The organism is Chryseobacterium sp. MP_3.2 (assembly GCF_035984805.1).
Lineage (GTDB): Bacteria > Bacteroidota > Bacteroidia > Flavobacteriales > Weeksellaceae > Kaistella.
In genome coordinates, this window is the sequence record NZ_JAXCHW010000011.1 from 57,179 (window position 1) to 79,520 (window position 22,342).

16 protein-coding genes are annotated in these 22,342 nt (G+C 35.8%); 7 read left to right on the top strand and 9 right to left on the bottom strand.

All coding sequences use genetic code 11. The features are described 5' to 3' along the window. Positions 1-166 precede the first annotated feature (166 nt). Positions 167-514, top strand: a complete 348-nt coding sequence (locus RCH13_RS12195) for a GNAT family N-acetyltransferase (RefSeq protein ID WP_326987523.1) — start codon at positions 167-169, stop codon at positions 512-514. A 35-nt stretch (positions 515-549) separates the two neighbouring features. Here the strand turns inward: RCH13_RS12195 and RCH13_RS12200 are convergent, their stop codons facing one another. The 3 genes from RCH13_RS12200 to smpB all read right to left on the bottom strand — a co-directional run bounded on the left by RCH13_RS12200 (position 550) and on the right by smpB (position 3,386). Further along, positions 550-1,290 carry a YebC/PmpR family DNA-binding transcriptional regulator gene (locus RCH13_RS12200; RefSeq protein ID WP_326987524.1) on the bottom strand — a complete coding sequence of 247 codons (741 nt, stop codon included), beginning with the start codon at positions 1,288-1,290 and terminating at the stop codon, positions 550-552. A gap of 90 nt (positions 1,291-1,380) precedes the next feature. Continuing rightward, a complete protein-coding gene (locus tag RCH13_RS12205) occupies positions 1,381-2,850 on the bottom strand; it encodes an OmpA family protein (protein ID WP_326987525.1) in 1,470 nt (489 codons plus the stop codon). A gap of 77 nt (positions 2,851-2,927) precedes the next feature. After that, positions 2,928-3,386, bottom strand: a complete 459-nt coding sequence (gene smpB, locus RCH13_RS12210) for an SsrA-binding protein SmpB (protein WP_326987526.1) — start codon at positions 3,384-3,386, stop codon at positions 2,928-2,930. A 161-nt stretch (positions 3,387-3,547) separates the two neighbouring features. Here smpB and RCH13_RS12215 point away from each other — a divergent pair, with 161 nt between their 5' ends. Beyond that, positions 3,548-5,170: an ABC-F family ATP-binding cassette domain-containing protein gene (locus RCH13_RS12215; RefSeq protein ID WP_326987527.1), complete on the top strand. Its 1,623-nt coding sequence runs from the start codon at positions 3,548-3,550 to the stop codon at positions 5,168-5,170. Positions 5,171-5,282: 112 nt separating this feature from the next. On the opposite strand, the gene RCH13_RS12220 is transcribed toward RCH13_RS12215, so the two are convergent. Both RCH13_RS12220 and RCH13_RS12225 read right to left on the bottom strand, forming a co-directional pair. After that, entirely contained in the window at positions 5,283-6,092 is an 810-nt protein-coding gene (locus tag RCH13_RS12220) for a ferritin-like domain-containing protein (RefSeq protein ID WP_326987528.1), read from the bottom strand. 24 nt (positions 6,093-6,116) lie between these two features. After that, positions 6,117-6,827, bottom strand: a complete 711-nt coding sequence (locus tag RCH13_RS12225) for a ferritin-like domain-containing protein (RefSeq protein WP_326987529.1) — start codon at positions 6,825-6,827, stop codon at positions 6,117-6,119. Positions 6,828-7,171: 344 nt separating this feature from the next. Here RCH13_RS12225 and recJ point away from each other — a divergent pair, with 344 nt between their 5' ends. Then, a complete protein-coding gene (recJ, locus tag RCH13_RS12230) occupies positions 7,172-8,881 on the top strand; it encodes a single-stranded-DNA-specific exonuclease RecJ (protein ID WP_326987554.1) in 1,710 nt (569 codons plus the stop codon). A gap of 19 nt (positions 8,882-8,900) precedes the next feature. On the opposite strand, the gene RCH13_RS12235 is transcribed toward recJ, so the two are convergent. Continuing rightward, on the bottom strand, positions 8,901-10,052 hold the full coding sequence (locus RCH13_RS12235) for a hypothetical protein (RefSeq protein ID WP_326987530.1): 1,152 nt from the start codon (positions 10,050-10,052) through the stop codon (positions 8,901-8,903). A gap of 81 nt (positions 10,053-10,133) precedes the next feature. On the opposite strand from RCH13_RS12235, the gene RCH13_RS12240 reads away from it, so the two are divergent. Both RCH13_RS12240 and RCH13_RS12245 read left to right on the top strand, forming a co-directional pair. Beyond that, positions 10,134-10,655, top strand: a complete 522-nt coding sequence (locus tag RCH13_RS12240) for an NAD(P)H-dependent oxidoreductase (RefSeq protein ID WP_326987531.1) — start codon at positions 10,134-10,136, stop codon at positions 10,653-10,655. Continuing rightward, the gene (locus tag RCH13_RS12245; RefSeq protein ID WP_326987532.1) at positions 10,655-12,490 is read left to right on the top strand and encodes a monovalent cation:proton antiporter-2 (CPA2) family protein; all 1,836 of its coding nucleotides are present in this window, start codon (positions 10,655-10,657) and stop codon (positions 12,488-12,490) included. The genes RCH13_RS12240 and RCH13_RS12245 overlap by 1 nt, the downstream gene beginning before the upstream one ends. Here RCH13_RS12245 and RCH13_RS12250 read toward each other — a convergent pair whose 3' ends face one another. From RCH13_RS12250 to RCH13_RS12260, 3 genes are read right to left on the bottom strand one after another with little or no spacing between them, the layout of a single operon-like run. After that, entirely contained in the window at positions 12,491-12,976 is a 486-nt protein-coding gene (locus tag RCH13_RS12250) for a hypothetical protein (protein WP_326987533.1), read from the bottom strand. It lies immediately after the preceding gene. A 32-nt stretch (positions 12,977-13,008) separates the two neighbouring features. Next, positions 13,009-14,379: an alpha-amylase family glycosyl hydrolase gene (locus RCH13_RS12255; protein WP_326987534.1), complete on the bottom strand. Its 1,371-nt coding sequence runs from the start codon at positions 14,377-14,379 to the stop codon at positions 13,009-13,011. Positions 14,380-14,390: 11 nt separating this feature from the next. Beyond that, complete coding sequence (locus tag RCH13_RS12260) at positions 14,391-14,804, bottom strand: type II 3-dehydroquinate dehydratase (RefSeq protein ID WP_326987535.1); 414 nt, start codon at positions 14,802-14,804, stop codon at positions 14,391-14,393. Positions 14,805-15,015: 211 nt separating this feature from the next. Between RCH13_RS12260 and RCH13_RS12265 the strand changes: the two genes are divergently transcribed. After that, positions 15,016-19,989, top strand: coding sequence for a translocation/assembly module TamB domain-containing protein (locus RCH13_RS12265; protein WP_442784632.1), 4,974 nt, complete (start codon positions 15,016-15,018; stop codon positions 19,987-19,989). Continuing rightward, positions 19,986-22,340, top strand: a complete 2,355-nt coding sequence (gene tamL / locus RCH13_RS12270) for a translocation and assembly module lipoprotein TamL (protein ID WP_326987537.1) — start codon at positions 19,986-19,988, stop codon at positions 22,338-22,340. The genes RCH13_RS12265 and tamL overlap by 4 nt, the downstream gene beginning before the upstream one ends. The last annotated feature ends 2 nt before the right edge of the window (positions 22,341-22,342 follow it).

Here is a 22,342-nt window from a genome sequence, read left to right on the forward strand (position 1 = left end):
TGCATCAAAGGAGGAAAATGAATTTTAGCTTTTTTTGATCGAGGTCTCATTTCTAAAATTACTAATGAATTGAATTTAACTAAAAGTAGCAGTGAGTTTTCTGCTCGAAAACAAATTAAAAACATAGTCAGAAACTCCTGCTTCCACAATTTAACCAAAAATAACAATGGAAAATTTTCATTACAGTAAATATTTAGTAAATTTAAGTGATAAAAAAAATATTATGAGATACGAAAATGATAGATCCGGCAATGGCGGTGTAATAAGTGCACACAATGAGGCTGAAGAAGTGGGAAGATTAACCTATACCATTTTTCCAGATGATCATAAATTGATCATTACCTTTGTCCTTGTACATTCAAAATTTGAAGGAAAAGGAATGGGAAAATATTTAGTAGATGAAGTAATAAAATTTGCGCGAGACAACAATTGGAAAATTTATCCACACTGTTCTTATGCAAGATCCGTTATGAATCGAATGACTGATGTGGATGATATCTTACTAGACCGATAACAAAAAAACTCAAAGAATTTCTTTGAGTTTATGTTTTACATACTGTTCATTAGCTCTTCGGTGATTTCCATGTTGTGATATACATTTTGCACATCATCATCTTCTTCGAAACGTTCCAGCATTTTCATGTTGATTTTGAAATGCTCTTCAGTAACTTCTTTAGTAGTATTTGGAATTCTCTCTAAATCGGAGCTTTTAGCATCCATCCCTAAATCTTCTAATTTGTGTGACAGGGTACCAAAATCTTCAAACGCTGTAGTGATCATGACTTCTTCGTGATCGCTATCAACATCTTCAGCACCGCCATCAATCATTTCCATCTCGAAATCGTCCCAATCCATTTTAACTAAGGATTTATCGATAGAAAATATTCCTTTTCGATCAAAAATAAAAGCAAGTTCTCCATTCTTTCCTAAACTTCCTTCAAACTTATTAAAAATTGCTCGAACGTTCGCAACAGTTCTTGTTGGGTTGTTTGTCGTACATTCTACAAAAAAGGCAACACCGCCTTGTCCATAACCTTCGTAAGTTATTTCCTCATATTGTTCTGCATCTGCTCCACTTGCTTTTTTAATGGCTCTCTCTACATTGTCTTTCGGCATATTCGCGCCTTTGGCGTTTTGAATACATCTCCTCAAGGAAGGATTTGAATCTGGATCAGGACCGCCGGCTTTAACTGCAAGTGCAATATCTTTTCCAATTTTTGAGAATGACTTGGCCATTTTATCCCAACGAGCCATTTTTGAAGCTTTTCTATATTCGAATGCGCGTCCCATAATTTTTTTTATTAATATTTACAAATTTACATAAAAACAAAAAAACGCCCTCAAATTGAGGACGTTTTTTTTATAAATTGAAAGGATTAATTATTTCCTTCTTTTTTTAGTTGAAGTCTTTTTTACTTCGATAACTGGTAAGTCAGATTTTTCAATCGCATCAAAAGCAGCTCTATCAACAGCAGTTGCAACAACTTTTCTGTCAGCCATTCTTTCAGCGTCAGATGCTTTCTCAGAAACCATTGCGTTAGCTTCACCAACACCTTTAGATTTCAATTGATCAGCAGCTACTCCTCTTGCTTCTAGAGCGTTTACTACCGCAGCAGCTCTTTGTCTAGATAATCTTAAGTTATAAGCTTCAGAACCTTTTTTATCAGTTTCACCTGTTAATAAGAATGTTCCACCGTTAGAAGATTTAATAATCTCTGCAGCTTGATCTAATTTAGTATTAGATTCTGGTCTGATAGTCGCTTTGTTAAAGTTAAAGAAGATTCCTTTTAGAGCTCCTGTAGCTTCATCAGCGAATACTGTTTGTGGTTTAGGACAACCGTTGTATTCAGCAAGACCGAAAACTGTAGGACAAGCATCATCTTTATCTAAGATTCCGTCTCCGTCTGTATCTGGCCAAGGACAACCATTGTTTTCAGCTGGACCAGCAACTTCTGGACAAGCGTCATCTTTGTCAACTACACCGTCTCCGTCTGTATCTGGCCAAGGACATCCGTTGTTTTCAACTGGACCTGCAACATCTGGACATTGATCATCAATATCTGGAATTCCGTCTCCATCAGTATCTGGACAACCTTGAAATTCTGCTAAACCTGGAGTATCTGGACATCTATCATCTTTATCTAAGATACCATCTTTATCTCTATCCATGTTTCCGAATCTAAACAATAGGGAAGCAGATGCTTGCCAAAAGTTTGCTACATCAGACTTATCAATTGGAGTAGAAACATAATCTCCTTGAACACCTAAACCAAAGTTTTTAGTGATCCAAAAATTAGATCCAATTCCTGTAGCTAAAGTAAAGTGATCTTTTCTTCTTTGAGTACTTGGCTCACCAGAGAAACCTGCATAAGTTTTACCATTAACATCAGTTAAAGGAAACGCTACACCTGAGTAGTCATGTCTCATATAGTTTGCACCAGCTCTTAAGTAAGGATCAAACCAAGAATCTTCATTCCAAAGACCATTAAATTTAAATTGTAGACCAAGACCTGTCATTAGGAAAAATTCTTTTCCCATTCCAATTCTTTTATTATCAACATTCCCAACAGAAGTTTGCCAGTCTAGAACTAAATACTTGTTCAAGTTTCTTGCAACTGTTAATTTTGATAATGGTGGAGTAATGGTAAAATTGTCAATGTTATACAAGTCACCTCCGTCGCCGCCTCCGAAAGCACGTGGAAGTACGTCTCCAACTTGTCCTCCTGCTGCAACATGATTTACCCCGTGAGCACCAACACCGATTAACCACGGATTACTGGTAGTCTGAGCGAAAACAGTAGAGGCAACAGTAAGTGCCAATGCTGAAATTCCTAATTTTAGATTTTTCATAGAATTAAATGATTAAATAATTGATAATGCAAAATAAATATAATTTTTCCTTATAAACAAAGAATTTTAGAGTTTTTTTAACTTTTCTTTAATATTCGGTCCAGATTTCTTTTATTTTCTCTGTCTTTTATACTTTCTCGTTTGTCAAATAACTTTTTACCTCTTCCTAAAGCGATTAGAATTTTGGCTTTCCCTTTATCATTGATATAAAGTTTTAAAGGAATAATGGTGTTTCCAGCGTCCTTTAATTTTTTTTCAAATTTTTGTAGCTCTCTTTTGTGCAACAGCAACTTCCGTTCCCTTTTGGTTTTATGATTATAAAATGTTCCCAATTTATATTCATCAATCATCATATTAATAATGTAAAGCTCCCCATCTATAAACTGACAAAACGCTTCTGTGATACTTGCTTTGCTTGACCGCAGAGACTTTATTTCTGTGCCTGTAAGTACCATTCCCGCTTCTATTTCGTCTAAAAGCTCATACTCAAAACGAGCACGTTTATTAAAGATATTTACAGTTTTTTCTATTTTCATTCTTTCTATTGTTATCTCTTAAAAAATGTTAAAAATTATCTAATTTTAACTAAATATTTTCAATGTTCATTTTGAGTTATCCTTTTTAAAACCAAGATCTTGTAAGTTGCTCGCTAAACCCAATTTCTTTTCGTAATTTTGCACCAAATTTACAAAACTATATGTTAACAGTATCTAATTTATCATTACAATTCGGGAAAAGAATACTATTTGACGAGGTAAACATCATGTTTTCCAAAGGAAACTGCTACGGAATTATCGGAGCCAACGGTGCTGGTAAATCCACATTTCTTAAAATACTTACTGGTAAACAAGATCCAACCAGCGGATCAGTATCATTGGAGCCAGGAAAAAGAATGTCCGTTCTAGAACAAGATCACTTCGCGTACGACGAATTTACAGTCTTAGAAACCATATTAAAAGGCAATCAAAAACTCTACGAAATAAAAGAGCAGATGGATGCACTCTATGCAAAAGAAGACTTTTCTGATGAAGATGGAATAAAAGCAGGAGAGCTCGGCGTAATTTATGATGAAATGGGCGGATGGAATTCCGAATCTGATGCAATGACAATGCTCTCTAATGTAGGAATCAAAGAGAATATGCATTATCAAATTATGGGTGAACTTGAAAACCAGAACAAAGTAAAAGTTCTTTTAGCTCAAGCACTCTTTGGTAATCCAGATGTTCTTATTTTAGATGAACCTACCAATGATTTAGACATTCAAACCATTGCTTGGTTAGAAGATTTCTTGGCTGATTATGAAAACACCGTTATTGTTGTTTCTCATGATAGACACTTCTTAGATACCGTTTGTACGAACATAGCCGATTTAGATTACTCCAAACTAAATTTATATTCTGGTAATTACTCTTTCTGGTATCAAGCCTCCCAATTGGCCACAAGACAAAGATCTCAAGCTAATAAAAAGGCAGAAGAAAAAAAGAAGGAACTTCAGGATTTCATCGCACGATTCTCTTCTAACGTAGCAAAAGCAAAACAGGCCACTGCGCGTAAAAAGATGATCGACAAACTGAACATCGACGATATTAAACCAAGTTCCAGAAGATACCCCGCAATAATATTCGAAACAGAGCGTGATGCAGGAGACCAAATCTTGGAAGTTAAAAATTTAGAAAAAACAAAGGATGGTGAGTTATTGTTTTCGAACATTGATCTCAACCTGAAAAAAGGAGATAAAGTGGCGGTGCTTTCTAAAAACAGTTTAGCCATCACAGAATTTTTTGAAGTTCTGTCTGGTAACACGAAAGCGGACAAAGGAGAATTTAACTGGGGAATTACAACCAACCAATCTTATATGCCCGTAGATAACAATAATTTTTTCCAAGAAAATATCAATTTAGTAGACTGGTTACGTCAATTCACAAAAAATGATGAAGAACGCCACGAGGAATATATGCGCGGCTTTTTAGGAAAAATGCTATTCTCTGGTGATGAAGCTTTAAAATCTTGTACCGTACTTTCTGGAGGTGAAAAAATGCGCTGCATGTTCAGCAGAATGATGTTGCAGAGAGCCAACGTACTTTTAATGGATGAGCCAACAAATCACTTAGATTTGGAGAGTATTACTACTTTAAACAATTCCCTAAATAATTTCAAGGGAACGATACTATTGTCTTCTCATGACCACGAAATGCTGGAAACGGTTTGTAACCGGGTAATAGAATTGACTCCTAAAGGAATTATTGACCGCCAAATGACTTATGATGAATATTTGGCAGACAAAAAAATTAAAGAACTACAAGAACAGATGTATTCATAATTTCAATTTGTCCTTATTTATATAAACCGTTCATTTTGAACGGTTTTTTTCTTAAAAAAAATCCCCTCAGAATAAAATTCCGAGAGGACAAAAAAACTAATATAAGGGAAAATTACGCGATAAATAAAGATGCAATCGCGGTTGCTTGAGCTCCAGTGATAGTCTCATCAAAAGATGCTGATCCAGCAGCCGCTCCAAATAAGGCAGCGGTATTGTATCCTGCTTGAACCGTTAATTCTTCGCCAGCATATACTGCATCTGTAGCTGCAGGCATATTTCCGCCGTTTTTCAATTCAATCCAACCTTTATTGGCACGCATTCTACGAACCTTGGAAGCATGTCTTGCTTCAACAGAGTGAATCTGTAACGCTGCTTGTAAAACTGCTTTATTAGAAGCAACATTTCCAGCTTGTCCTTTGTAAGCTCTAACACCAGTATCTTCGAAAGCTTGTGCAAGAATCATAAATTGCTGGTAATCAGTAAAAGGTTGGAAGTTTCCACCCGCTGTAAAATCAAATGTTGGTTTTGCTTTAGGAGCTTCTCCTAAAGAAGTCAAAGCAGCTTTTAGGAACACAACGTGTGCGGTTTCATGTTTGCTGATTTGGTTAAAAACTACACGATCATTTGCTGGTATAAGACCAGATTTTTCTAAGCCTAATCTGTAGTATTCATCTTCCAAATATTCCAGTACCAATGCTAATTGCAATGCATCTGTTAGTGCAGAAGCAGGTGCGAAGCTTGGTGCTGCTAATGTTTCTGCTTTAGCATTAGTAGTCATCATAGCTCCCAATCCAAGTGGAAGAACAGCTACTGCAGCTTTTTTTCCAAAATTAGAAATGCTAGTTAAAGATCCTAATCTTGAGGTTTCTGTGGTGAAAAATTTATCATCCGACAGTTTATCTAGTATTGTAAGTAAGTTCATAATAAGTAAATTTAAAATTAATGGTTATCCGATCCCTTGTTCTTTCCAAGTAAATGGTGTTTTGAAAAATGCACCTGCTGCAGCCACAATTTCTTTCGGCTCTTTTGCAACATCTAATCCATTTGCTGCAACCACATCATCTCCAGCAAAATCTCCAGAACCTGGGTTAATTAGATCTCGGATTGCAGATGCATGTCTCGCTTCTACACTTACAATTTTACCTGCAATAACTAAATAATCTAAATTCGTAATATATTTACCTGCTCCGTTATAGGCGGCAACACCAGTATCCTCTAATGCTTTAGCTGTGGCTAAGATTGAAGTTCTGCTTTTAAAATCAACCCCGTCATATTTAAATTCTAATTTAGGTGTTGGAGTTGCTCCTGCTGCTAATAAAGCTGCTTTGAAAAAATCTCTGTGGATTACTTCGTGATTATAAATGTCCGTGAAAACTTGTTTCTCGGCATCAGATATACCAGTATAGAAACCGTTAACAACCTTTGTATAAAAATCTGCTTCTAATTGCTCCAAGGCATAAGCATAATTTAATATTCCTACATCACCCTTTCCCAAATCAAAGATGGAATCTGGTTCCACATATTGATAATTGTCATCTCTACAACCTGCTAAAGTTAGCCCTGCTACAACGAGTCCTACCCCACCTAATTTTAGAAAATTTCTTCTGTTGGTATCCAAAGTCGCTCCTTTGTTTGATACTTGGATCTGTTTTTCCATAATAAAATTTTTTATTTGTTTGTTAATATCATCTACGAATGATAGATGCATTTAGATTTAGACATTAACAAACAAAATGCCAAGTTGTTGATTATGTGGTCAATAAATTTTGTTTAATTCTATAAACTAACTTTTATTTTATATTTTAAGTACTAATTTTCACTTTATCTTAGAGAATTATTAAATGTCTGTAAATAGCTTCATATAAGTCATTTTTTACTTTTATAATATACTTGCGAGCTAAATTATTAAGCCTTCTTTAATGAAATTGAGTAAAACTTTCGACGAGATAAATTATAAAGCCAAAGAAAACTTGATAAAAAAAATCGTTACTTTTGTGTATGATGATTCAAAAATGGATATATAAAGAAGAACCGAATGAAGATGTTGTTGATAGTCTGAGTACTTCCATTGGTTGTGGCACTTTCGAATCTAAAATATTGGTGTTGCGTGGAATTGATAATTATCAAAAAGCGAGAGAATTCTTTAAACCAAACATTGGCGATGTTCATAATCCTTTTCTTATGAAGGATATGCAACTTGCGGTAGACCGTGTAGCAACAGCCATTGAAAACGGTGAAAAAATATTGGTTTACGGTGATTATGATGTGGATGGCACTACTGCCGTTGCGGTAATGTATCTTTATCTAAGTAAGATCGTTGATAAAAAATATTTGGATTATTACATTCCAGATCGAAATATTGAAGGCTATGGAATTTCTATTGAAGGTATTGACTTTGCCAAAAAGAATGGCTTTTCTTTGATTATTGCATTAGATTGCGGAATTAAAGCTTTGGATAAAATTGATTATGCTAAAAGCTTGGATGTTGATTTTATCATTTGTGACCACCATTTACCAGGTGAAAAAATTCCTGAAGCAGTAGCGGTTCTAGATCCAAAAAGAATCGATTGCAGATATCCTTTTAAGGAACTTTCTGGTTGCGGCGTTGGATTTAAATTATGCCAAGGCTTAAACACACTCTACAAAATTCCAGAAGCGGAACTTTTTGAACTTACAGATTTGCTTGCAATTTCCATCGCAGCAGACATCGTTTCTATGACGGGGGAAAATCGTTTTTTTGCCAAGCAAGGTTTAAAAATTTTAAGAAAAGCAAAAAATTTGGGTTTAAGAATGCTTATTCCCGAAGATAAACTCGCCACTTTCGAAATATCCAATATTGTATTTGAAATCGCTCCAAAAATCAATGCCGCCGGAAGAATTTCTCAGGGAAAAGCTGCCGTAGAATTGATGGTTTCCGATAACTTAAAACAAGCTCACCAAATTGTAAATGACATTGTTACGCTCAATGAATCCCGCAGAGAAATGGATATGAGCAGCACCACTGAAGCTTTATTACAGGTAGAAGAAACTGGTCAGGTCAATAATTTTTCTACAGTTGTCTACGGTTCTGGGTGGAATAAGGGAGTAATTGGAATTGTAGCCAGTAGATTAACGGAAACCTATTATAAACCCACTTTAGTTTTTGCAGATGGGAATAATGGAGAAATGGTAGCTTCTGCGCGTTCTGTTTCAGATTTTGATGTACACGATGCCTTAGAAAACTGTTCAGATTATTTTCTGAAGTTTGGAGGTCATCCCGCTGCAGCAGGATTATCTTTAGAGAAAGATAAGTTTGAACTCTTTAAAGAAAAATTTGAAAAAGTAGTTGCCGCCAAAATTAAAGAACACCAAAAAGAACCCAGTATTGAAATTGATGCAGAAATCACTATTGATAATTTAGACCGGGATTTCTTTAGTTTCCACAAAAAATTAGCGCCCTTCGGGCCGCATAATATGAAACCTATTTTGGTCTTAAAAAATCAAAAAATTACGGGCTTGGTGAAAACTATGGGGAAAGACAACAGTCACGTAAAATTTTTCATTAAGCAAGAATCTACTGGGAAAAACATTGAATGCATCGGCTTTAAACTCGGAAAATACTTCGAGGACTTCCGAACCAAATCATTTGATTTTGCCTTCACTGCAGAAGAAAATCACTGGAAAGGAAATGTGACCTATTACCTCAATATTCGTGACGTAAAATTTAACTAAAAAAAATTACCGTCAAAAGTTATAAACTTTTGTGGCGTTCAAATTCCTTGGTGCGATCAAATAAAAATCGATAGGTTGCTAATTTTCGGGTGACTTCGGTTTCTAGGTTTTCTGCAATGCTCATCATTTTTGGATTAAAATCGCCTACCCACTGCATCTCGTAATCTTCAAAATCAGTTGCTTTTTTGAAATGTTTGGTGCCTTCCCAAATGAGATAGCCATCAACTCCCTTTCTTTGCCATTCTGGAACGATTCCAAAAACAAGCCCAACCATTTTTTTATTTTTCTTAAATTTTTTCACAAATAGAAACTTCAGTTTTTGCCAAAGTCCAAATTTTCCGTCCAAATATTTAAACCATTGATTAAGATCTGGAATATTCATCCAAACAGCAATCGGTGTTTCTTTTTCATAGACAAACCAAGAAATATGTTCATTGATTACGGGCTTTAAAGTATTGAACATCTTCGTTGTCTGCGGAATGGTGAGTTGCTTACCTTCCCCATGTTTTGCCCATGCCTTGTTATAAACTTCTGTGAAATCTGCGGCGAACTTTTCCATATTTTTCACCCTCATTCTTTTCGCCGAAATATTCTTGTTCAAAGAAATCCGCGCATGCATATCCATGAAAGTTTGCGCAACCTTACTAGGAATTTTCCTGCTGTAGCACAATTGATTAAAATAAATCTGAAATCCGTAATGGTCAAAAAGATCTTTATAATAAGGAGCATTGTAATTCATGCAATAAAGCGGTTCCGTAAAACCCTCGATCAAAAGACCCCAAAACCGATCTCTTTCTCCAAAATTGATGGGTCCATCCATCGCTTTCATTCCCTTTTTTTCTAAAGTATCCTTTGCGAAATCAAATATAAACCCGGCAGCATCCTGATCATTGATACAATCAAAAAAACCAATTCCACCGGTTGGCTGATCTTGTTTATATTTTTTATTGATGAAAACTGCGATTTTTCCCACCGTTTCATTATTTTCATTTGTAAACAGAAAACGTTCACATTCTCCAAATCGAAAGGATTTATTTTTAGCGCTATCAAATACAGCCTCAATATCTTTATCAAGTGGTCTGATGTAATGAGAATCGCGTGCAAACAAGCGCGCAGGAAAATCCAGAAATTCCTTTATTTGAGCTGGAGACTGTACTTTCTCTACCTTCATTTCTCAAAAATAGTAAATATTTATTTTCAATAATAAGGTAATTTTTATTTTTTTTCAGTATTTTTAAAAAAATCAATTCTTTTGAAAAAAACCCTCGTTATTTTCGCTCATCCCTACTTTGAATATTCTACTTCTAACGTAGAACTGATCAAAGTGTATGATGGTGTGGATAATTTAGTTTTTAAAGATTTATATGAAGAATATCCAGATTTTCACATTCAAGCTTTTAAAGAAAGAAAAAGAATCAGAGATTATGAAAGGTTGGTCTTTCATTTCCCCCTCATCTGGTTTTCTATTCCACCATTACTGAAATTGTGGATAGACGAAGTTTTTGATATGACCTGGACTATGGAAAAAAATCATCCTCTCCAAAATAAAGACGCGGTTATTATTGTAACCGTTGGTGGTAAAGCAGAGCATTACACCGCAGAAGGAATGTACGGCTCCACCTTAGAAGAATTGCTAAAATCACTTACCTTATCACTAAAAGTGAATCAAATTGATGTAAAAGAATTCATTGCCATACATTGTTCCGATGATTTAACGAAATTCGATTTAGACACCCATTCAGAAAAAATTAAAAAAACCCTCAACTTAAAATAATGGAGAATTCATTCGCGATGACCGCGCTCATTTTTTTAGGTGCAGCAATCATTATGGTTCCGCTTGTCCGAAAACTGGGGTTGAGCTCTGTTATCGGCTTTATTTTAGGGGGAATTATCATTGGTCCATTTGTTTTAAAATTAACAGGTAGGGGCTCTGAAGACATCATGCATACCACAGAATTCGGGGTGATTATGCTGTTATTTTTGATCGGTTTAGAAATAGAACCAAAGAAATTTTGGAAAATCAGAAAGAAAATTTTCGGCATGGGAATGAGCCAGATGGTACTCACGGTGGGTATTTTATTTGCCATCTTCTATTATGCAGAATGGCGCATTGATCAAGCATTAGTAGCTGCACTGTGTTTTGCGCTTTCTTCAACAGCAATCGTTTTACAGACTTTAAAGGAAAAGAATATTTTCCGGACAGAAGCTGGAGAGTCCTCATTCTCCATCTTATTGTTTCAAGATATGGCGGTAATTCCAATTTTGGCCTTATTACCTATTATCGCAAAAATGCCAGAGGATAAAGAGAAACAGATACTCCTTCAATATCTTCCAGATTGGTTGCAACCATTTTCCATTATTTTCGGAATCGGACTACTTGTAGTCATAGCCCGTTATTTATTTGTTCCGTTTTTAAGATATGTTTCTAGATCTGGGATGAATGAGTTACTCACCGCTTCTTCCCTATTTTTAGTCATTGGAGTTTCAGAATTAATGGATGCCGTAGGATTAAGTCCCGCCTTGGGAGCTTTTATTGCCGGTGTTATGTTGGCAACGAGCGAATTTCGACACGAGCTCGAAAGTCAGATTGAACCATTTAAAGGATTGCTCCTCGCTGTCTTCTTTGTGAGTGTGGGTGCAAGCATTAACTTCTTCGTCATCATGGAAGATCCGATGTTCATTTTCACTACCACTCTCGTTGTTTTAGCAGTAAAATTTGCAGTGCTTTTTGGAGTAGGGAAATTCTTTAAACTAAAGTGGGATCAGAATTTTATGCTGGCTTTTGCCTTGTCACAGATCGGAGAATTTGCTTTCGTATTAATTAATTATTCTACAAATCTCTATTTATTAGATCCCGTATTGAATGCGCAACTGTTGGCTATTACTGCGATCACAATGTGTATTACACCGATTCTACTGCTTATTAATGAAAAATTTATTGAACCACGATGGCAAGAGGTAAAAAATGATGATGATGATGAAATAACTGAACCGGTAAAACAACAGAAAATTATTATTGTCGGTTTTGGACATTTCGGGAGCACCGTGGGGAGATTATTGCGAGTAAATGGTGTGCAGGCAACGGTTTTAGATAATGATCCAGAACGCGTGAATATCTTGAGGACCAACGGATTTAAAGTATATTATGGAGACGCTGCAAAACCTGGAATTTTACGTTCAGCCGGTGCAGAAACCGCTGATTTACTAATTCTTTGCCTGGATAGCCCCGAGAAAAATAAATTCGTTTTAGAATATGCCAGAGAAAAATTTCCACAGCTAAAAGTATTTGTTCGTGCAAAAAATCGGTTAGACGCGTATGATTTTATAAGCAATGGAGTTGATAATATTTATCGAGAAACTTTAGGAACTGCAGTGAATATGGCAGTAGACATATTAACAGCCAATGGAATGCGGGCCTATGCTGCAAGACGACTTGGTCAGCGATTTATGCTGATTGACAAAGCGGTAACACGCAGATTGGCCACGGAAAAAAACAATGGTACGGTAACATTTACGATGAAGGAATATTTGGAAAGAGAAGCTGAACTTCTGGCGCAAGACAGTCACTCATTTGATGATTCCCAATGGAATGAAAATGAAGATTTCTAGCTAGTTAGCAGGACAATCTTTCACTTCAATATTTACCAAATTAACAATTTTATCTTTAGAAGTTACTTTAACATCAGGGAAATTTCCGGAAATACATTCGGAAGTGGTGTCTGAAAACGCACCTCCTGTTGCAGTAATCTTCACATCAGGGCCAGAAAGCTTATAGTTATTTTCATTAAAATCTGTTTGGTCTAAAATGTAATTCTGACCATCAATATTAATATTTCCCGTACTGGAGTTTTGATCAAAGTAAAAAATCACTTGTCCTTTTTGCGTAAAAATAACACGGCCTTTTTCCGAGGAAACTTCTTGAGGGACAATAGAAAAAGCCACTATTGGCTCAGCATTATCGAAGGTTGGGATTTGAATACTGTCTAAAGTTGTCATTCTGGTAGAGTCTTTGGCCGCAGCTCCTTCAATGGTTTCACTCTCTTTTTTACAGGAGAAAACAGTCATTAAAATTGCTAATAAAAGGATTTTTTTCATGTTCAAAATTATATTTTAATCTTCAACAAGAATCATTCCTTCGTTAAAACTAAGTAGGACCAAGGTAAAAGAGTAAGCATTGTTTTGTCTTCAATATTGTATATTTTTCCCGTGAACAATTCTATGTATTTTCCTTTGTAGTATTTTGTTTCTAATGTAACCAATACCCTTTTATCTGAAAAATTAAGAATTGGAAGCACCGCATCCTTATTTTTTTCCCGGTAAAATGAAATAACTTGATCTTGATGATTATTTACAACACGAATCATTTCTCCCCCATATTTCCCATTCCAAAGCGCTTCATTCTTATGTTTCAGGTGAAAAAGCTTTGTAAATATTTCTGCGTTTTCACTCTCTTTCCATTCAATAACATCTTTTTCAAAAAATTGTAAACTTCTGTTTAGCCCCGCTTCCTGACCACTATAGCAAAGCGGCATTCCATTCACAACGCCTGTCATCACGATGGCCGTTTTTAAGCCGGCACCAAAATTTAAATAAGGATTTCCTTCCCAAGAATTTTTATCATGATTATCGGTGAAGGTCATGCGATATCCATTTCTCGGCACCGTATTCACATCATGAGAAAGATATTCAACCAAACCCGATAATTTTTGCTGATTGGTTGCCACTCGAAGCTCATTCCATAAACTCCAGGAATAGGTCATATCGAAAGATTTCTTGTACAAATCCCGACTTTCCCATTCCGCCAACATAAAAACAGGTTTAATTTCATCCAATTCTTTTCTAGCGTTTTCCCAAAAATCTAGCGGAATAAATCCGGCAACATCTGCTCTGTACCCATCAATATTGGTTTCTTTCACCCAATATTTCAGTGCATCCGTCATGTATTTCCTTAACTCTGGATTATCATAATTAAAGTCAATTACATCGTCCCAATCATACCACGGTGTTGGCTGAAAATTTCCCTCGCGGGTTTTTGTGTACCAATCTGGATGTTGCATTGCTAATGGATTATCCCAGGCAGAGTGATTCCCAACCCAGTCGATGATGATGTACATTCCCATTTCATGAATTCTATCCACCAAATGCTGAAAATCTTTTCTCGTTCCAAATTCCGGATTAATTCCTTTAAAATCTTTCACGGAATAATAACTCCCCAAACTTCCTTTTCTATTTTTATCCCCGATCGGATGAATCGGCATAAGCCAGATAATATCTACTCCCATTTTTTTCAAGCGAGGTAAATGACTTTCAAATGATTTAAAAGTTCCTTCTGGCGTATATTGGCGAATATTCACCTCATAAATCGTGGCATTCTTACTCCATTCTGGGTGTTCTATTTCCACATATTCTTTCGGTTGATACTGAGATTCCGTGGTTTGACCGTAAATTAAGTAGATTCCAAAAAATAAGATGAATATGGTGTAGAAAAGCTTTCTCATGATTTTAAAAATTAATTTAAATCCAAACTTAAAATGGCAAGTGAATAACCTTTCATCCCAAATCCACTTATAATTCCGTCTACATTCACGGCGGTTACAGATTTTTGGCGGAATTCTTCTCTCTTATAAATATTGCTAATATGAACTTCAACTTTAGTAACGGAAATGTTTTTTAAGCAATCTGCGATGGCGTAGGAATAATGGGTAAATGCACCTGGGTTAATAATTAAAGCCTCGAAATTATTTTTTTGTAAGCGATTAATTATTTCTCCTTCCACATTAGATTGAAAATACTGTAACTCATGGTGTGCAAAATTTTGTTTTAATTCTTTTAGATAATCTTCCATAGAAACATTGCCATAAACATCGGGTTCTCTTGTTCCTAAAAGGTTTAAATTAGGTCCATTCAATATTAAAATTTTCATGATTTTTTTTTACAAAGGTGATTTCTTTACGTAAAGTTAACATTTCTCACCTTAAAAATTAATTATGAATCATTTATTAGCGATGAATGACTGAAAAACAACTCAAAACTTATAAAAAAAACATACTATAATCAATAAAAATGTATTTTTGTGGTAGTTTTTCATCCCATAATATAAGCCATTGAGCACCTTTAAGAACGTTTTAAAATATATTGGAATCTTCCTGCTAGGCTTGATTTTCTTTGTTATTGTCTTAGTTTTAAGCTTACAACTTCCGGGCGTGCAAAATTTAGCCAAAGGTAAATTGGTTAATTTCTTAGAAAAAAAGATTCAAACTAAAGTCAGTCTAGATCGAGTTTATATTGATTTTCCGAACAGCTTGGTTATGGAAAATCTTTATTTAAAAGGACAAAAAGTAGACACTCTACTTTTCGCTCGCAAATTAGACGTGGGGTTAAACATCCCGAAACTACTGAAAAACACTGCAGATATTACGTCCGTTAATTTAGAGGGTGTAAAAGCAAATGTGGTTCGGAATGAGGACGGTACTTTCAATTTCGATTATATCATGAATGCCTTTGCCACGAAGGATGAAGAAGAAAGCCCTTCAAAACCCTTTATTATTTCCTTAGATAAAATCGATTTAAAAGATATTCAGGTTTCTTTTATTGATCAGCAGTCCCGAAATGATATCGCGCTCTACTTTAAATCATTCAGCACGCGGGTGAAAACCTTTGATTTGCAGAATAATTCCTATGCCGCAAATGACATCAACATGGATGGTTTAAGGCTGAAGCTAAAACAGGATTTTCTAGAAGAAGTTGCGGATGAAGTAGAACAGAAAGTTGATTCATTAAACCAGCAAAAACCCATGAAGATTGGTTTAAATAAAATAATGCTGACCAATTTTGATATTGACTATGGGGATGAAAATACGAAGACTTTTGCAAAAGTTATTTTTAAAGAACTAAGTACCAAGATTAACAAAATCGATTTACAAAACGCTAATTACGGGATTGAGAACGTTTATTTAAGAGGTGCGAACATCAATGCGAAATTATTTTTACCCGCCACAAATGCAAATCCAAAAACGCAAACTGCGAATTCTGCTGAAACTGAAAAACCTCTCGCTTTACTCCTCAATAAATTTGTTTTTGATGATGTAAAAGTAGTTTATAATAATGCCGCAATCGCTAGAACCCGAAGCGGAATGGACTTTAATCATTTAAATTTCTCCAAAATGAATTTGGAGGTTCGGAATTTTAAAATGAAAGAGGGAACTTTCGCAGGTACGGTGAACTCAGCAGAAATCAAAGAAAGTCGCGGTTTAGATATTCAGAGACTTGAAACGGATTTTATTTATGAGGAGAAGCAAGCGTACCTGAAAGATCTATATCTAAAAACTCCAAAAACGCTACTTCGGGATGAATTAATTCTTAATTATAATTCCATAGAGCAACTTTCTGCAAATCCCGGAGCAGTAAAAATCTCCGCCAATATCGAAAATTCCAAAATCGGTTTTAGCGATATATTGATGCTTGCACCTGAATTAAGAAATACCGCACCTTTTAGTAAATACCCGAATGCAATTTTAAATATCAACACCAGATTAAAAGGAACCATCAACGATTTGAATATTCAAACCCTACAACTTTCTGGGTTGGATAATTTAAGGGTCAATGCATCTGGAACCATTAAAAACGCGATGGATCCGAAAAACTTGTATTACGATTTAAAAATAGGAGAATTAACCTCTTCCGCGAAAACGATTTTTAATCTCGTACCAAAAAACACCATTCCAAGTAATATTTCCCTTCCTTCGACTTTTAAATTAGCGGGAACGGCAAAAGGCACCACGGAAATTGTGAATACAAATTTAAAAATGACCTCAACTTTAGGAAATGCTGGGATTAATGCCTCCGTGAATATGAAGGTAAAAGGAGCTGAACGCTATGATGTTGTCGCAAATCTTAAGAATTTACAGATTGGTCAAATTATCCAGAACAAAGATTTAGGTTCTATCACCGGACAAGTTTCCGTGAAAGGGCAAAGCTTTGAACCGGAAAGAGCCATTGCAGATATCAAAGGTAATATCGCTTCTGCTTATTACAATGGTTACACTTATCGAAACATGGCGCTGAATGGCAAAGTGAATCGAGGTTCTTATGTCATGAATTTAGACTCTAAAGATCCCAATGCGAATTTGAAACTAGTGGCTTCCGGAAATTTCGTAGATAAAAATCCTTCCATCAAAGTTAACGGCACGATCCAGAAATTAGATTTGAATAAATTAGGATTCTATGATGAGCAACTGATTCTGGCCGGAGATATTGACGGCGACTTTTCCAGCTTGAATCCAGATGCGCCCAATGGAACTTTGCAACTAAGAAACTTTGCAATTTCTGACACGAAAGACGTTTATCCTTTGCAAGATGTTTATCTAAATGCGGTTTCAACATCAGACAGCAATAAAATTGAATTGAAATCTCAGATTGCAGATATTAATTTAAGAGGAAAATATAAATTAACGCAAATTTTTGGCTCATTGCAGCAAACGGTTAATCAATATTATCAATTTCAACCAACGGGAACAAAAGCAGTGAAAATTGCTGCAAACCAATACTTCACTTTTGACGCGAAGGTGAAAGATGATAAATTACTCCGGAAATTTGTTCCTGAATTAACAGATTTTGAACCAATCACTTTAACCGGAAATTACGATGCAGACTCCAGAAAATTAGAGATTAATGGGCAAATTCCACAAGTGACATATGGCGAAAATGTCATAAGAAACGGAACCATCGCCGTTAATAATCAAAATGATGCATTGGTTTATGATTTAAATTTAGGCGAATTTAATAATGAAAGCATTGCCTTGATGAAAGTTCAGGTGAATGGTGATATCAAAGAAAACCTCGTCACTTACACAGCTTCTACAAAAGACGAAAAAGACGAGATTAAATTTCTAATTGCTGGAAACGCAAAAAAAATGGGAGATCTCACCAAGATTTCCTTAAATCCAAATGGCTTAAAATTAAACTATACAGATTGGCAAGTAACTCCAGATAGTTACATTCAGCTGAGCAACCGTGGCATTTTTGCCAATAACTTTGGAATCTCAAACGCAGGTAGCGAAATTCTGCTTCAATCTGAAACCAATACGCCAAACAGCCCGCTCAATATTTCCATCAAAGATTTTAAAATTGAAACCCTAACGGAACTTGTAAAAAAAGATTCCCTTTTAGCGAAAGGAAATATAAATGGAACGGCGCAACTTCGGGATTTACAAAATAACATGACTTTCACGTCGGATTTAGATATTACAGAACTCTTCTTTTACGGCAGTCCGGTTGGAAATTTAGACGTACAAGCAAATTCACAGTCTGCAGATCTTATCCGAGCAGACATTGCACTGAGTGGTTTTGACAATGATGTAAAATTAGGTGGAACTTACAATATTAAATCCAGCGGACTGAATATGAATTTGGACATGAACCAACTTCAAATGAAAACGGTACAAGGATTTTCTATGAATTCCATTGAAAACGCAGAAGGTTATCTCTCTGGAAATTTAAAAATTGGGGGCGATACGAATGCACCAAAAGTTTTAGGCGCGGTGAAGTTTAATGAAGTCGGTTTAGGAATTGTACAGCTAGGAACTAAATTCAAAAACATCAATGACGAAATTAAATTTACAAACCGTGGAATCGATTTCGATGATTTTAAAATAAAAGATGAATCTGGAAATGCAATTGTAATTGATGGGTCGGTACTCACGAAAACGTATAGTGACTTCGCTTTCAATTTAGATGTTGATGCAGAAAACTTTAAAGTGGTAGATTCCGAGAAGAATAATGACCGAATGCTGTATGGAATTTTAGCCGTCGATGCGGAATTAAGAGTTCGTGGAGATTTAAATTTACCGCAAGTTGACGGAAATTTAGTGGTGACAGAGCAAACAGATTTCACCTTTGTGTTGCCCCAATCTTCCCCTTCTTTAAAGGATAGAGAGGGAATTGTAGAATTTATTGACCAAGATAATATAGCCCTGCAGCAAACCATTAAAGCAGATTCCTTGACGAACCAAACTGATATTAAAGGAATGGATGTGAATGTGAATATTGAGGTGATTAAAGAAGCAAAAATCTCTTTGATTATTGATAAAGCGAATGGTGATTTTGTAGAACTACAAGGAGAGGCGCAATTAACCGGCGGTGTAGATCCTTCCGGGAAAACTACGTTGGTTGGTGTTTACCAAGTTGAAAGTGGAGGTTATGAAATGTCTGTAAGTTTATTGAAGAGAAAATTCGAGATAGAAAAAGGCAGCACCATTACTTGGACAGGGGAACCTACAACGGCGCAATTAGATATTACCGCGATTTATACAACCGACGCCGCACCGCTTGACCTATTGCAGCAGCAATTAACAGGAGTTACAGGCTCCGAATTAAATCAATACAAGCAAAGAATTCCTTTCAATACTTTATTGATTATGAAAGGGGAACTGATGAAACCAGTCATCACTTTTGATATTACGACTGATGAAGATAACAGTTCCGTTTCTGCAAGTGTTTTAGACAACACAAAAGCCAAACTGGATCAGTTAAGAAGGGAAGAATCTGAAATGAACAAGCAGGTTTTCGCTCTTTTGCTCCTGAACAGATTTATAGGGGAAAACCCTTTCCAAAGTGATACTGGTTTATCCGCATCTACGGTAGCCAAACAAAGTGTGAGTAGAATTCTTTCCGAACAACTCAATAATTTGGCGAAAGATTTAATTGGCGGTGTAGACTTAAATTTCGATTTAGAATCGACGGAAGATTATTCCTCTGGCGATAAAAATGAGCGGACTGATTTGAATGTAGGTCTAACTAAAAGGTTATTTGATGATCGATTGAAAGTTTCAGTTGGGAATAACTTCGCTTTAGAAGGAGACGCCCGTGCGAATGAGCAAATGACCAATATTGCTGGAGACATCACTTTGGATTACAGTTTATCTAAGGACGGACGATACATGTTACGAGCTTACCGTAAAAATGATTATCAGGTTGCTTTGCAAGGGCAGATTATAGAAACAGGACTTGGATTTATCATTACGCTGGATTACAATAAATTCCAAGAAATCTTCGACAGATCAAAAAAGAACAAGGAAATCAAAAAACAAAATACGTCTTCCAAAAAATGACAAATTTGAAAAATAGATACTATAAAATTGGAGCTGCACTTGCTTTTGCTTTGATGATTTCATCTTGTAGCAACACAAAATTTCTGCAAGAAGGTGAAATGCTTTACGTAGGCGCGAAGATTAACATCAAAAACGATACGCTTTCTAAAAAAGAAAAATCAAGTTTAAAAGATGCGTTGCAGGATCAATTACGACCAAAACCGAACTCCTCCTTTTTGGGATTGAGACCAAAATTGTACATCTACAACATCACGAAAGAACCGAAGAAGCAAAAAGGACTTGGTTACTGGCTGAAATACAAAGTGGGAGAAACACCAGTTTTACTGGGCGATGTAGATCGGGAATTCAACAAGGAAATTATCGTTAACTATTCCGAAAACAAGGGTTTCTTTAACGCCAAAGCTACCTCTGATACGATCTCTAAAAATAAGAAAGCGAGCGTACTCTATACTTTAACTCCAGGTGCAAGATATTTAATCAGCAACGTAAAATTTCCTGCAGATTCTACAGTAATCAATGCAGAAATACAATCCATCACGGACAAATCATTTTTGAAAGCGGGGAATCCGTTCGATTTAGACGTCATCAAAGCAGAAAGAGAAAGAATAGACGAGCATTTAAAAAACCGTGGATTTTATTACTTTAGTCCAGACAATATTATTGTGCAAGCAGACAGCACCGTTCAAAAGGAGCCGAAAGTTGAATTGATTGTGAAGTTGAAAGACAATACTCCCGCAATTTCCAAAGAGCAATTTACCATTGATAAAACAATTGTTTTCGCAGATTATAATATTGATGATTTAAAATTGGGTAAATATGGTATTCCCTACAAAACAGATTCTGTAAAAGTTTTTAATGACCTCTACATCATTGACCCAAAAAATAAATTTAAACCGAAAATTTTTGATCGCGCACTTTACTTTAACCGCGGAGATTTATACAATAGAAAAGACCATAACTTATCTTTGAACAGATTAATCAGTTTAGGTGTTTTTAAATTCGTGAAAAATGAATTCGTGGTTTCAGATTCTACCACTCATACCTTTGATGCCTATTATTTATTGACGCCACGACCATTTCAGTCATTGAGATTGGAAACTTTGGTTAAAACCAATTCAGCCAATTACACGGGGGGAGAAGTTAACCTCAACTGGACAAACCGAAATTTCTTTAAAGGAGCAGAGCAATTGACAGGTGCCATTTATGGCGCATTTGATGTTCAAATTGGTGGTCCAAAAGATGCCAATAACATCATTAGATTCGGAGCCAATGCGCAACTTTCTATTCCGAGAATTGTGGCGCCTTTCCGATTTAATTCCTCCAGTGCCTATGTGCCACGAACTAATTTCAACATTGGATACGAGTATTTAAGCCGAACAGAACTTTATACTTTGCATAATTTTAATACCTCTTTTGGCTATGTTTGGAAAGAAAATGAACGAAAAGAACATGATCTGAAAGTTTTTGATATGACTTTGGTAGCACCTCAAAATGTAACGGAAAAGTATCAAACGCAAATTGATGGAGATAATTCTGATCCCCTCAACATCATTAAACCAAATCCTTCTCTGCAAAGAGTGATCGACAAGCAATTAATTTTTGGTCCAACTTACAGTTATACTTATACCAATACAATGTTGCCGAAAAAAAACACCTACTATTACAAAGGAAGTGTAGATTTAGCCGGAACGATTACAGGAATAGTGAGTGGTGCCGACAGAAAAGCCGGCGAGGGAAAACTCCTTTTCGGAATTCCATTTAGTCAATACGCTAAAATGGAGCACGACTTAAGATATTATAGAAAAATAAATGAAAAAAGTTCCATTGCAACCCGAGCGATTGTGGGCATCGGTTATCCTTACGGAAATTCTGTGTACATGCCATATGTGAAACAATTCTATGTGGGCGGAAGCAACAGCATCCGTGCATTTAGAGCCAGAACTTTGGGACCAGGAAGTTATGACCCAAGAGAACAAGAAGCGACCTTCTTTTTCGATCAGTCTGGAGATTTAAAGTTGGAATTTAATGCCGAGTATCGCGCAAATATTTATAAATTTTTGAACGTGGCAGCTTTTGTTGATGCAGGAAATGTTTGGTTGGTTAATGAAGACCCAGAGAAGCCAGGCGGAAAATTCAGCAAAGATTTTGCGAAGGAATTAGCAGTAGGCGCCGGAATTGGTTTACGATTAGATTTTTCTATTCTTATTCTGAGATTAGATTTAGCCACACCACTTAGAATTCCTTACTATGAAGAAGGTGACCGCTGGACTTTTGATAAAATGGACTTTGGCAATAGAGAATACAGAAGAGATAATCTCATCTTGAACATTGCTATTGGATATCCTTTCTAATT